This is a genomic window from Desulfothermus okinawensis JCM 13304 (assembly GCF_054654515.1).
The window spans coordinates 1-12,148 of record NZ_BAAIEW010000033.1; the positions used below are offsets into that span (position 1 = coordinate 1).

The 12,148-nt window shown below is 38.1% G+C and carries 12 protein-coding genes; 3 read left to right on the forward strand and 9 right to left on the reverse strand.

Annotation, left to right across the window (positions count from 1 at the left end; translation table 11 throughout):
• Positions 1–223: 223 nt before the first annotated feature.
• Both ACYQ0O_RS11565 and ACYQ0O_RS11570 read right to left on the reverse strand, forming a co-directional pair.
• Positions 224–484, reverse strand: coding sequence for a ParE family toxin-like protein (locus ACYQ0O_RS11565; RefSeq protein ID WP_075069535.1), 261 nt, complete (start codon positions 482–484; stop codon positions 224–226).
• Entirely contained in the window at positions 485–685 is a 201-nt protein-coding gene (locus ACYQ0O_RS11570; RefSeq protein ID WP_075069536.1) for a hypothetical protein, read from the reverse strand.
• A gap of 393 nt (positions 686–1,078) precedes the next feature.
• Between ACYQ0O_RS11570 and ACYQ0O_RS11575 the strand changes: the two genes are divergently transcribed.
• Positions 1,079–1,303: a hypothetical protein gene (locus tag ACYQ0O_RS11575; protein WP_459893223.1), complete on the forward strand. Its 225-nt coding sequence runs from the start codon at positions 1,079–1,081 to the stop codon at positions 1,301–1,303.
• A gap of 43 nt (positions 1,304–1,346) precedes the next feature.
• Here the strand turns inward: ACYQ0O_RS11575 and ACYQ0O_RS11580 are convergent, their stop codons facing one another.
• Positions 1,347–2,675 (reverse strand): UDP-glucose dehydrogenase family protein, encoded by a 1,329-nt coding sequence (locus tag ACYQ0O_RS11580; protein WP_459893225.1) that lies wholly within the window; start codon positions 2,673–2,675, stop codon positions 1,347–1,349.
• Positions 2,676–2,690: 15 nt separating this feature from the next.
• The gene (locus tag ACYQ0O_RS11585) at positions 2,691–3,170 is read right to left on the reverse strand and encodes a flavodoxin family protein (protein ID WP_459893227.1); all 480 of its coding nucleotides are present in this window, start codon (positions 3,168–3,170) and stop codon (positions 2,691–2,693) included.
• 112 nt (positions 3,171–3,282) lie between these two features.
• Between ACYQ0O_RS11585 and serB the strand changes: the two genes are divergently transcribed.
• Positions 3,283–4,491, forward strand: a complete 1,209-nt coding sequence (gene serB, locus ACYQ0O_RS11590) for a phosphoserine phosphatase SerB (protein WP_459893229.1) — start codon at positions 3,283–3,285, stop codon at positions 4,489–4,491.
• 1 nt (position 4,492) lies between these two features.
• Here the strand turns inward: serB and ACYQ0O_RS11595 are convergent, their stop codons facing one another.
• The 5 genes from ACYQ0O_RS11595 to ACYQ0O_RS11615 form a co-directional block, all read right to left on the reverse strand.
• Entirely contained in the window at positions 4,493–5,833 is a 1,341-nt protein-coding gene (locus ACYQ0O_RS11595; protein WP_459893270.1) for a TRAP transporter large permease, read from the reverse strand.
• Complete coding sequence (locus tag ACYQ0O_RS11600) at positions 5,823–6,311, reverse strand: TRAP transporter small permease subunit (RefSeq protein ID WP_459893231.1); 489 nt, start codon at positions 6,309–6,311, stop codon at positions 5,823–5,825. Before ACYQ0O_RS11600 ends, ACYQ0O_RS11595 begins: the two co-directional genes overlap by 11 nt.
• Before the next feature lie 41 nt (positions 6,312–6,352).
• On the reverse strand, positions 6,353–7,366 hold the full coding sequence (locus ACYQ0O_RS11605) for a TRAP transporter substrate-binding protein (protein WP_459893233.1): 1,014 nt from the start codon (positions 7,364–7,366) through the stop codon (positions 6,353–6,355).
• Positions 7,344–8,918, reverse strand: coding sequence for a hydantoinase B/oxoprolinase family protein (locus tag ACYQ0O_RS11610; protein WP_459893235.1), 1,575 nt, complete (start codon positions 8,916–8,918; stop codon positions 7,344–7,346). Before ACYQ0O_RS11610 ends, ACYQ0O_RS11605 begins: the two co-directional genes overlap by 23 nt.
• Positions 8,919–9,357: 439 nt before the next feature.
• Positions 9,358–11,325 (reverse strand): hydantoinase/oxoprolinase family protein, encoded by a 1,968-nt coding sequence (locus tag ACYQ0O_RS11615; RefSeq protein WP_459893237.1) that lies wholly within the window; start codon positions 11,323–11,325, stop codon positions 9,358–9,360.
• A gap of 137 nt (positions 11,326–11,462) precedes the next feature.
• Between ACYQ0O_RS11615 and ACYQ0O_RS11620 the strand changes: the two genes are divergently transcribed.
• Entirely contained in the window at positions 11,463–12,104 is a 642-nt protein-coding gene (locus tag ACYQ0O_RS11620) for a LysE family transporter (RefSeq protein ID WP_459893239.1), read from the forward strand.
• The last annotated feature ends 44 nt before the right edge of the window (positions 12,105–12,148 follow it).

The window sequence follows — 12,148 nt, forward strand, 5'->3', positions numbered from 1 at the left end:
ACAAAAAATGGGGAGGCACCATAAGAAACTGGTCCAAGATTTATCCCCAACTATATATATTTTTTGAAGAGAGGATTAAAAATGCAGTTCAATAGTATTAAGGCTAAAAAATGGATTTACACAAATTATGTTACAGGCTTATTAAAAATGTAGTTCAATAGTATTAAGACTACAAAAGGATTTACACAGATTATGTTACAGGCTCGTCAATTACATCCCCTTGTTAACCTATCCCTTTAATCATTCGTTCATAATCACTATGATCTCCTATCCATACCCAGATAAAATCTTGGCCTTCCTTTATGGCCAATGCTCTATAATTGAGATCAACTCGGATAGACCAAAATTTACCGACCTTCTTGAAATGAAGAGAACGATGTAACGGGTCTACCTTAAGTAATTCAAAATTTCTTCTTGCGGTTTGCTGCACTTTTTGCGGAAGATCCTCAAATAGTTTCCAGAAACGGGTGGTTGTTCGATGCATTTATAATTCCTGCAGCTTTCCCTCTTCCTTTTCAACAAGGGCTTCCTTTACCAGAAAATCTAACTTCCCTGATTTTGAGTCTGATTCTATCTCTCTGTCCCACCTTTCCCAGTCCCGCTCATAAAACCATTCTCTCAGACGCGAAAAATCCTCTTTAGAGAGGGACTCAATTGATGACAATATTTCTTCTACATTAGGCATTACCATTTTCCCTTTGCATTGAATGGCTTAACATTATTGTTTAACTTTATTCTATTTTGAAAAAATTAAAATCAGAATCCCCCTATCTGTCAAGTTGTTTTATTGTTTGTGCAGGACTACGTCAAAGATGTGTCTGTGTATGTGATCTGTGTCTGTGGATGTCTAACGTTCAAGGTTTTAGGCGCCCTTTCACCTTCATCCTTCAACCTTCTACCTTTCACTATTCACTATTCACTAATCACTATCACTTAACCCATAACTCAATCAATAATCGAAGCTAAAGAAATAGGCAGATTACCTTTTTCAAAATTTAAATATTGCTTTTTTATAAAAAGTTTTTAATAATCCCATCTGGTAAGAAAACAACTATCAAAGATCAGGAGGGATTAATTAATGGCAAATTGTTTTCCATATCTGGTGGATAACACCCTCATGGAACAAATAAAAAACCTACCCACAGAAGAGCTTTTGGACTTCTGGGAAGAGACCCAGTTTCTAGACGATCAGTTTGATCAGGGAGAGGGAGCCTCTTTGATGTTAAATCTTGAATATGAAAGGGCTGTATTATTTGAATTGCAAATAAGAAAATGGACAGGGAAACTCCCTGTAGACCTCTAAAAAACAAAAGGGGGGGGATAAATACCCCCCCTTATCTAAAAACCTATCTCCTGCCTATTCCAAAATATTCAAATCCCATATCCTTTAACAATCTGGGATTGTAGAGATTTCTGCCATCAAAAATCACAGGATATTTAAGGGAGTTTTTAATTCGGATAAAATCTGGATTTCTAAACTGGTTCCATTCAGTGACAACACCAAGTGCATCTGCTCCATCTAAGGCCTCATATTCACCATCTACTATCTCAACGAGGGGATTTTCCTTAAAATATTCCCTTGCCCTTTTACACGCCTTTGGATCAAAGGCTCTCACCTTCATTCCTTTTCCAGTTAAGTATTCAATAATAGTAAGGGCCGAGGACTCCCGTATATCGTCTGTGTTTGCCTTAAAGGCAAGGCCCCAGATTGCTATTGTCTTTCCTTTAATCCCTCCCATATCAGAAAAAAAACTCTCCACCTTTCTGGCAAGTACCCTTTTTTGCTCTTCATTTACCTGATGAACAGAAGATAATAGTTTTGGAGAATATCCAATCTCATTTGCAGTATTTATAAGTGCACGCACGTCTTTTGGAAAACAGGAACCCCCATACCCCACTCCAGGATATATAAAGTGATACCCTATCCTGTGGTCTGCCCCAATTCCAAGCCTAACATCTGCTATATCTGCACCAACCTGCTCGCATATATTGGCAATCTCGTTGATAAAGGATATCTTGGTTGCAAGCATTGCATTTGCAGCATACTTTGTCATTTCAGCGCTTCTAATGCCCATTACAATTAGCTTTTCCCTGGAGCGAGCAAACGGGGCATAGAGTGCCTTGAGTAGCTCTGCAGTCCTCACATTATCGGTCCCCACAATTATCCTGTCTGGTTTCATAAAATCAGAAACAGCGTCCCCTTCTTTTAAGAATTCAGGGTTTGAAACCACGTCAAATTCAACCTGAACTCCCCTTTTTGCAATCTCCTCAGAGATTATTGCCCTCACCCTATCTGCAGTTCCAACTGGTACTGTGGATTTGTTAACCACAATTCTGTATTCATTTATGTATTTTCCTATGTCCCTGGTAACAGATTCCACATACCTCATGTCACAGCTGCCATCTTCTTTAGGTGGTGTACCAACGCATATAAATATAAAAAGTCCCTTATCTATCCCCTGTTTTATATCTGTTGTAAAATCCAGCCTACCCTGTTTTAAATTCCTCTGCACCAACTCCTCTAATCCAGGTTCAAAGATATGTACTTTTCCCTGTTTTAGGTTAGTTACAACCTCTTCATTAATATCAACGCAGATTACATTATTACCAGTCTCTGCAAAACATGCAGCTGTAACCAAACCAACATATCCAGTTCCAACAATGCAAAGATCCATAATAAAAACTCCAGATTAAGCTAATTTTTTTGCAAGTTCTGCAACCCTTTTCCCAAGCTTTTTCCCATTTTCAACAGCTGTATCATCAGGTGCGCCAACACATGCAACACCATAGTGGCCAGTGGCACTTATGGGATCTCCAACAATTATCATACCATATATGAGCATTGCCTGAATAATAGACATCATGGTTGTTTCCTTACCACCAGTTGCATCCCCTGATGTCGCAAAAGCTGCACCTATTTTATTTTCCATTTTCTTTCTAATAGACACAAATTCGTCAAAAACCCTCTTTAAATCAGTTGCCATTACACCAAAATATACAGGAGATCCAGCAATTACACCAGAGGCGTTTAAAAAATCTTCTTTAGTTACTTCTTGAGTGGATTTTAAATTTGCTTTAACTCCTTCAACTTCTTCTACACCACTGGCAATGGCCTGTGCCAGTTTCTTGGTATTACCAGTTTTGGAATAATAGAGTACCAAGACCTCCATATAAGACCTCCTTGTGTTTAAATTTACTTGCAAAAATAACTACAATTCTATAAACATTTCTAAATAAGTAGCTTAACATGTTATAAACCTTAAATTAATCTAAATAGAGGAAATGTCAAACACTTATATCATAAACATAACAGGCAAAGACGCACCAGATAAGTTAAAAGAGATAACCAAGACCTTAAGTCTATTTAAATTAAATATCCTGGACATAAACCAGGCAGTTATATTTGAAAATCTATCCCTGGAAATCCTAGTGGAACTATCCCCTGGGGTTAGTAGAGATGAATTTTTAAAAGAAATCCTATACACCTCCCACAGGTTAAATCTACACATTACCTTTGATGACATAGACATTGAAAAAAGCGGACTTTTAAACGATCTATCAAAAAAAAGATTTATCATAACAGCCCTGGCCAAAAACCTCACTTCAAAACACCTAAGCTCTCTTATGGATTTAATTTCTCAAGAAAAGGTAAATATTGTATCCATTGAAAGGCTATCAAGGCCCAGGGTGGATAAGTATAAAAATTGGGGTGTTAGTTGTATTGAAATGACCCTTGAGGGTGGGGCCATTAATTTAGAGAAATTGCGCAGGGATTTTTTAATCCTGTCTAAGCAAGGGGATATAGACTTAGGGATACAAGAAGATACCCCATATAGACGCCATAGAAGGCTTATTGCCTTTGACATGGACTCCACATTGATTCAGACAGAGGTAATAGATGAGTTGGCAAAAAGAAAAGGTGTATATGAGGAAGTAAAAAAAATCACAGATAGGGCAATGAGGGGAGAGATTGATTTTAAAGAGAGCCTTAAGATGCGTGTTGCATTGCTAAAAGGACTTAGGGAGTCAGAACTTAGAGAAGTTGCTAAAAATCTGCCTTTAACAGATGGAGCAATAAAACTCATAAAAAACCTAAAAATACTTGGATATAAGATAGCTATAATATCAGGTGGATTTAGATATTTTGGGGAATTTTTAAAACAAAAGCTAAATATAGACTATGTATTTGCCAATGAGCTGGAGATTAAAAATAAAGTTTTAACAGGCAGGGTCCTGGGAGAGATCATTGATGGTGAGAAAAAGGCGGAGATACTAAAAGAACTTGCCAGGGGCCAAAACATTTCCCTGGAACAGGTAATAGCTGTGGGAGATGGGGCAAATGACCTTCCAATGTTAAATCTTGCAGGTCTTGGTATTGCCTTTCGTGCAAAGCCAATTGTAAGGGAAGGGGCAAAACAGTCATTAACAAACGTAGGATTAGATGCAATACTCTATTTTCTGGGAATAAGGGACAGGGAAGTAATAGTTTAGATTATTTTACAACCATTTTGCCTGGTAGATAAAAAACAATATCAGGGAAAATTGTAAGCAACACCACCATTAAAATCATAATCACAAAAAATGGGAATGTGGCCTTTAAGATCCTTCCAATTTCTTCATTGGATATTCCCTGGATTACAAATAGGCTAAAACCAACTGGTGGAGTTATTTGAGACAGCTCCACCATTATCACCAGAAATATCCCAAACCACAGGGGCTTAAATCCTGCCTGGGTTACTATTGGAAGAACAATTGGCAGGGTCATAACCACAATGGATATCCCATCAAGTAACATCCCTAAAAACAAATACATAATCCCCAGAACAAAAATAAGGACATAAGGAGATAGGTGTAGCTCTGCAATAAAATTACTAAGAGCTGCTGCTATTCCAGTAAATCCAACTACCTGAGAAAGAAAGGCTGCACCACAAATAATAAAACATATCATACAGGTGGTACTCACTGCACTGAGTAAAGATTCCAAAAAAATCTCTTTTGTTATATTTCTAAATAAAAAAGCCAGAAGATATGCCCCAATAACCCCAATTGCCGCTGCCTCTGTTGGGGTAGTAAATCCAAGGTATATTCCTCCCAGCACTATAAATATTAAAAATAGGACAGGGAACAATTCCTTTGAGCTCTTTAGCTTTTCCTTGAATGTGTATGTCCTTTCATCAGATTCAGGTACAATGTGTGGATTTGTAAGGGCCTTAAAGATTATAAAGGCAGAATACATAGAGGCAAGAATAAGTCCTGGAATTATTCCTGCAATAAACAATTTCCCAATGGATGTATCAGACAGGACACCATATATTATCATAATCAGGCTTGGTGGAATCAAAAAACCAAGGGTGCCTGCTCCAGCCAGAGATCCCAGGGCAAGATCCCTGTCATATCCACGCTTTGAGAGCTCATCAAGGGTGATTTTGCCAACAGTGGCAGTTGTTGCAGCACTTGATCCTGAAACTGCGGCAAATAGGGAACAGGCAACCACATTTATGTGGAGTAATTTCCCCGGAATCCTTGAGAACCAGGGCAAAAGCCCATTTAAGAGCTTTGTTGATATGGCAGTCCTATATAACACCTCTCCCATTAAAACAAACAAAGGCAGTGCAGTAAGGGACCATGAATTCATGCTATTCCACACAGAATTTGCAATTAAATTACCGATTTTACTCCAGATGGAAATAGTTGGAGGGAGGTTAAAGTTATAGAGGAGCATTCCGCAAATTGCAGCAGAAATTAAGGAAAATCCTATCCACAGACCAGATAGGAGGAACAAGAACATTATTCCAAACATTACAATGGATAGGATAAGTGGATCACTGATAATTTTTAAGCCTCCTTATTATCATAGAAAAAAGTTGGCTGCACAGCAGGAGAAAGCCAAGTGGTACCCCCATCTCAGGTATCCAAAGGGGAGTTTCCAGCATGGAATCTGCTCTCATATCCAAACTATAGGTCTCATAGACCATCATGATAGAATAATAAAGTGCATATATGGAGATTGCAAATGCCAGGGTAAAAACAACTAGATCCAGTGCCTTTGCCACTTTTTTATTTTTTATCCTTGAAGTAATAAGGGTTATTTTGATGTGTTTTCCCTCTTTTAATGTGTATGCAAGTCCCAAAAATACCGAAAACACCATAAAGTAGGCACTGAATTCATCTGACACCATGGTAGATGTCTTAAAAAAGGTACGCAAAAAAATCTCCAGAGATATCAAAAACACAATAAGGAGCATAAAAAAACCAGAAATATATGCACCCAGTTTTGATATAAAATCAATTGTCTTTAGTATCCTGTCCATAAAATTGGTGTATAGGGGGCAGATATAAGCCCCCTTGTTTTTTATTTTACATATTTTTTCAAGATATATTTGGCCTTGCCCCTGGTCTTTGCGAGAAATTCATCGATTATCTTTCTTGCGGCCTTGTCCATTGCTCTATCAAGCTCTTTTGTTGGATTATATACCTTCATACCGTGCTGTTTTATTATCTTAATTGCCTCAATATTTCTATTTTCAGATTTTTTCCACTGAACATCTTCTATTTCCCTTGCTGCCTTTAACATGGCCTTTTGCTGTTTTTTAGACAGGGACTTCCAGTAATCTAAATTTATTGTCATCATATTTAATGGAAATGCATAGTTAATGTTTGCAAAATAATTTAATACCTCCCAGAATTTTCCATTCTTTGTGGATTCTGCACTGGTCAAAACAGAGTCAATGACCCCTGTGCGAAGGGAAGAATATACCTCGCCCCATGGCATGGGCACAGGAGATGCACCCAGTTCCTTTAAAAACCTGGCACCATTTTTATCATAGGTCCTTGTCTTCAAACCTTTTAGATCAGAAACCTTCAGAATCTCTTTTTTGGTGACAAGACCACTTGGTGGCCATGGGGCTGCATAGAGAAACTTCTGGTTCCATTTAAGCGCAGCCTTTTTATAATAAGGTTTAAGTTCTTCATATAACTCTCTGGCATCCTTATATGTCTTTACCAGCCGAGGAAGGGAACTCACTCCAAATATGTGTTCACTCCCAGCAACAACCCCCATTAAGATATCACTCATTGGTACCTGGCCATCTTTCACTGCCTTTAAAAGTTCAGGTCCTTTAAAACCAAGGGCACCTCCAGGATGAACGCTGATTATAACTGATCCACCTGAATACTTTTTTACCAGCCTGGCAAACTCCATTGCCCCCTGAGTATGAAAACTGGTTGGACCATAAATTGCGTTACAATCTAATTTCACCACTTTCCCTGCATTTGAAATACCAATGAGACAAAAAACCATAAAAAAACAAAAAAATAATGACTTAACTCTCATAACCCCTCCTTTATTTTGTTTTACATTTTCCATATCCCCCACCTCCTGGGGTCTCAATCCTTAAAATACTTCCTTTTTTTAAAAACCTGTTAAACTTACCTGGCATAGTTATTTGTTTTCCTTCAACTACCAAGATATTTTTTCCAGGTTTGCCATGGTCTCCTCCCATAAGTCCATATGGACCATGCTCCCTTCTTTCGCTGAGCACAGTTACTTCTGCATCTGATAAGAGTTTAATCTCCCTGATTATGCCATCTCCTCCCTTAAACTCACCATCTCCACCAGATTTATTTCTAATGGAATATTCAGTGACCATAAAGGGATAGCTAAATTCAAGGGCCTCAATTGGTGTATTTAAGGTATTTGTCATGTGAGAGTGAACTGCGCTCTCTCCATTTCCTCCCCAAAAGGCCCCCATGCCACCACCTATTGTCTCATAATATGCAAAAGGACTATTGGTTCGATCATCTATGCCACCAATGGAAACATTGTTCATACTACCCTGGCTGGCAGCTGGTATTTTGTCTGGTATGGCATAAGAGAGTGCCCCCAGTATTACATCCACTATCCTCTGTGATGTTTCAACATTTCCACCAGCCACAGGTGCTGGAAAATTTGCATCAACAATGGTACCTTTTTTGGTCCTGACCTTTATTGGTCTTAAAAGTCCTGCATTTGTAGGGATGTCCAGATCAATCAAGGATCTAAATACATATAATACCGCTGACAAGGTAATTGAATAAACAGCATTTACACTCCCAGTCACCTGGGGATCACTTTCACAAAAATCTATTTCAACCCTGTCCCCTGCAATCTTTATGGTCACCTTTATCTTTATGTTATCTGTGCCAAGACCATCTCCATCTAAATAGTCACTAAAACCATATTCCCCGTCCTTTATATTTAATATAAGGTCCCGAAGAACTTTTTCAGAATAGTCAAGCATTGCACTTGAGTAAAACTTTACTGTCTGAATACCATATTTCTCAATGAGTTCTAAAATCCTATTAATGCCTATTTTATTTGCCATAATCTGGGCTGAAAAATCCCCTTCCCTTTCAATTGGTGTCCTCACATTATTTAAGAAAAACTTCAGGAGTTTTTCATCTATTTCCCCTTTTTCCACTATCTTTAAAGGGGGAATTATTATGCCTTCTTGATACAATGACCTGGACAGGGGCATAGACCCATAGGATATGCCACCAACATCTGCATGGTGTGCCCTATTTGCAACAAAAAAATCAGGCCTGTGTTTTTTTGAAACAAATACTGGTGCAACAATTGTTATGTCAGGAAGATGGGTTCCCCCTTTATATGGGTCATTTAATATAACCATATCCCCTTCAAAGAATTCAATATCTGAGATAGCCTGTTTCACACTCATTGGCATTGATCCAAGGTGTACAGGAATATGTGCTGCCTGTGCAATCATATCACCATTTTCGTCAAATATTGCACAGGAAAAATCCTTTCTCTCTTTGATATTGGGACTAAAGGCTGTGCGATTTAAAGTAACCCCCATCTCTTCTGCAATTGAAGAAAGTCTATTTTTAAACACCTCTAAAAGTATTGGATTTACCTTCATAATATTTACCTCATACTATTAAAAAATCTGCTTATTCCACTAACTCGTGAGTCTCAAGCTTTGATGGATCTGTGTATGTGATCTGTAACTTTCACATACACATACACTTTCACATACATCCTTCACCCTTCTACCCTTCACTAATCACTTTCTCCATAATCCAATCAATAATCGGAGCTAAAGAAATAGGCATATCTCCCAATATTAAATACAGCCTACCCACTTCCAATTAACCAGGCGAGATGTATATTTTTTTATTGAGCGACTATGGACAAATTTAGAGATTGTTTGCGAGTGGAGCGGTAAAAAGTTGCACGTGAGCCAGCGAATGCTGGCCTTGCAACTTTTAGCGGAGCGAGCATTACAATCTCTTACATGAAGTTCATCCTGGAGCGGAAATAAAAAAACATACATCTCGCTACCACTGTCCCTAATTGTATTAAGGTGTTATCAAAATGTTTTCAAATTCATCCACAAATATTGTAGCGTCTTCAGGAACAACTATGGTAGATGAATATTCCACTAAAATTGCCGGGCCAACTATTTTATTTCCAGGCAAAAGGGCCTGTCTATCATACACACCTGTCTTATATTCCTTTCCAGAAAAAATTGTCTCTGTATCACCCAAGTAAGCATTATCAGGAATTTTTTCATTAACTACCCTGCTCTTCTTAAATTCTGGTTTTGGCAACTTCCCCCTTGCCCTAATACGGATATTCACAACCTCTATTTCTTTGTCCAGATTACAGTAACCATAAGTCTTTTCATGGAGTCTATGAAAAGTGTTGATAAAATCCCCTTCATATGGGACCAATATTTCGTAAGATTGTCCTTTGTATCTAATATCCAGATATTTATTTATAAAAATATCTTCCCTATCTATTGCCTCATGTAATAAATCAGAAATTGCTACTTCTTCCATTTCCTTAAAATATTCATTTAGATCTTCTCGCTCCAGGTCTTTTTGAGAAATCATCACAGTCTTTGAATAATCCTTTATGACATCGGCAATTAACATACCTATGGCAGACAAAATTCCAGGATGTTTTGGAATAAGGACCTTTGGAATATTAAGATCCCTGGCCAAAAAGGCTGCATGCATTCCCCCTGCACCACCAAAGGAAAACAGGGTAAATTCTGAAGGATTATATCCTTTTTCAACTGATATGACCCTGATTGCCCTCTCCATATTTGCATTTGCCACCCGAAGTATCCCTTCTGCGAGCTCACGTGTATTAAGTCCACCAGCTTTTGCCATGTCTTTAAAATATCCATCCAGTAGCTCACTGTGGAGTTTCATCTTACCGCCTAAAAATCTCTCTGGAATGAGCCTGCCAAGATAAAGATTTGCATCAGTAACTGTTATTCTATCACCCCTGCCATAGCATATGGGACCGGGATCGGCTCCAGCACTCTCAGGCCCAACCCTAAGAGAGCCTCCCCTGTCAAAATATGCAATTGATCCCCCACCAGCCCCAACAGTATGTATGTGGATCATTGGGGTCTTTATGGGAAATCCAGATATTTCTGATTCAGTGGTTATTGGCAGATCTCCATCTATTAGTGATACATCTGTAGATGTACCTCCCATATCAAAGGTGATCAATTTATCAAATCCAGCCAATTTTCCAATCTCAAATGCCCCAACCACACCCCCAGCAGGTCCTGATAAAATAGTGCGAACAGACTCTTTCATTGCAGTTTTTGCTGATATACTGCCCCCATTTGACTGCATTATCCGAAGCTTGCTCTCCCCAATATTTTCCTCAATAAATGATAAATACTTTGTCATCTTGGGAGAGACATATGCATTTATCACTGTGGTTGACATCCTCTCATATTCCCTGAATTCAGGCAGAACTTCGCAAGATAGGGAATAAAAGATCCCGCTTTTATCTAACTCCTCTGAAATTACTTTTTCATGTAGATTATTTTTAAAAGAAAACAAGAGACAAACAGCAACTGACTCACTACCTGATTCTTTAATCCTTTTAACTATTTCCCTGACCTCGTCTACATCAATATCTTCTACTACATCCCCTGAATAATCTATCCTGCACTTTACCCCAAATCTTAAATTATCTGGCACTAAGGGGAGAATTTTTCGGTACTTTAAATTATAGAGCTCCCTTCTATTTTGTCTCCCAATTTGAATAACATCTTCAAAGCCCTTATTGGTTATAAGGGCTGTCTTTGCCCCCTTTCTCTCCAATATTGCATTTGTTGCAACAGTGGATCCATGGGTTATGTTAGCAGGTTTGCCTTTGCAAATAAGATCGTATCCAGCAAGCACTGCCCTGGCTGGATTATCAGGAGTAGATAGAATTTTATAGACCTTCCACTCTCCATCTTCCCTGTAAATAAAATCAGTAAATGTCCCCCCAGTATCCACACCTAAAATAATCATAGCTTAAACCCTGTTAATCAAATTTTCTAATTTTACAAATGACCCTTAGTTCTTACGTCATACTAGAGTGCTATGTCAACTTGACACATGTATAAAAAAACAAATAAACTCCTTATGGTAAACAAGGAGTTATTTTTATGTTTGATCTACCAACACTTTTTCTCACATCATTTGTGATAGCACTATCCGGGGCAATGATGCCTGGACCACTTTTAACTGTTACAATAGCAAATTCTGCCCAAAAAGGGTTTTGGGAAGGGCCAACTCTTGTTGTGGGACATGGGATTTTAGAACTCATACTGGTTATACTTATTTTACTTGGGTTATCTCCAGTTTTAAAATCCACAACATTTATTTTAATTGTAAGTATTGTTGGAGGCCTAATGCTTGTGTATATGGGGATTGATATGATAAAAAGCGCAAAAAAGTTAAGTTTGGATATAGAAAATTTGAAAAATGAAAAAAAAGCCCTGCACAAATCATCTATTATATCTGGTGCAATGGTAAGTCTTGCCAATCCATACTGGATTATATGGTGGGCAACAATTGGCATGGGTTATCTCATGTCAGCAATAAAATCTGGAATAGCTGGTGTGGGAGCATTTTTCATTGGCCATATATTAGCAGATCTTGCCTGGTACTCTCTTGTATCCTTTGGTATAAGCAAGGGCAAAAAAATTATGAAGGACTCCACTTACCAGGTTATAATAAAACTTTGCGGATTAATTTTAATAGTATTTGGGGGATATTTTTTATCAGGTATTAGAAATCATATTTAACACTCATTAACCAATCAATTATTCAATGACTTCCCTGGGCCTCT

What these genes read in the sequence shown, in the direction of transcription:
- ACYQ0O_RS11580 (WP_459893225.1), bottom strand. Translation starts at nt 2,675, where the DNA reads ATGGATCTTTGCATTGTTGGAACTGGATATGTTGGTTTGGTTACAGCT.
- ACYQ0O_RS11575 (WP_459893223.1), top strand. Translation starts at nt 1,079, where the DNA reads ATGGCAAATTGTTTTCCATATCTGGTGGATAACACCCTCATGGAACAA.
- ACYQ0O_RS11565 (WP_075069535.1), bottom strand. Translation starts at nt 484, where the DNA reads ATGCATCGAACAACCACCCGTTTCTGGAAACTATTTGAGGATCTTCCG.
- ACYQ0O_RS11620 (WP_459893239.1), top strand. Translation starts at nt 11,463, where the DNA reads ATGTTTGATCTACCAACACTTTTTCTCACATCATTTGTGATAGCACTA.
- ACYQ0O_RS11570 (WP_075069536.1), bottom strand. Translation starts at nt 685, where the DNA reads ATGCCTAATGTAGAAGAAATATTGTCATCAATTGAGTCCCTCTCTAAA.
- ACYQ0O_RS11600 (WP_459893231.1), bottom strand. Translation starts at nt 6,311, where the DNA reads ATGGACAGGATACTAAAGACAATTGATTTTATATCAAAACTGGGTGCA.
- ACYQ0O_RS11585 (WP_459893227.1), bottom strand. Translation starts at nt 3,170, where the DNA reads ATGGAGGTCTTGGTACTCTATTATTCCAAAACTGGTAATACCAAGAAA.
- ACYQ0O_RS11605 (WP_459893233.1), bottom strand. Translation starts at nt 7,366, where the DNA reads ATGGAAAATGTAAAACAAAATAAAGGAGGGGTTATGAGAGTTAAGTCA.
- ACYQ0O_RS11615 (WP_459893237.1), bottom strand. Translation starts at nt 11,325, where the DNA reads ATGATTATTTTAGGTGTGGATACTGGGGGGACATTTACTGATTTTATT.
- ACYQ0O_RS11610 (WP_459893235.1), bottom strand. Translation starts at nt 8,918, where the DNA reads ATGAAGGTAAATCCAATACTTTTAGAGGTGTTTAAAAATAGACTTTCT.
- serB (WP_459893229.1), top strand. Translation starts at nt 3,283, where the DNA reads ATGTCAAACACTTATATCATAAACATAACAGGCAAAGACGCACCAGAT.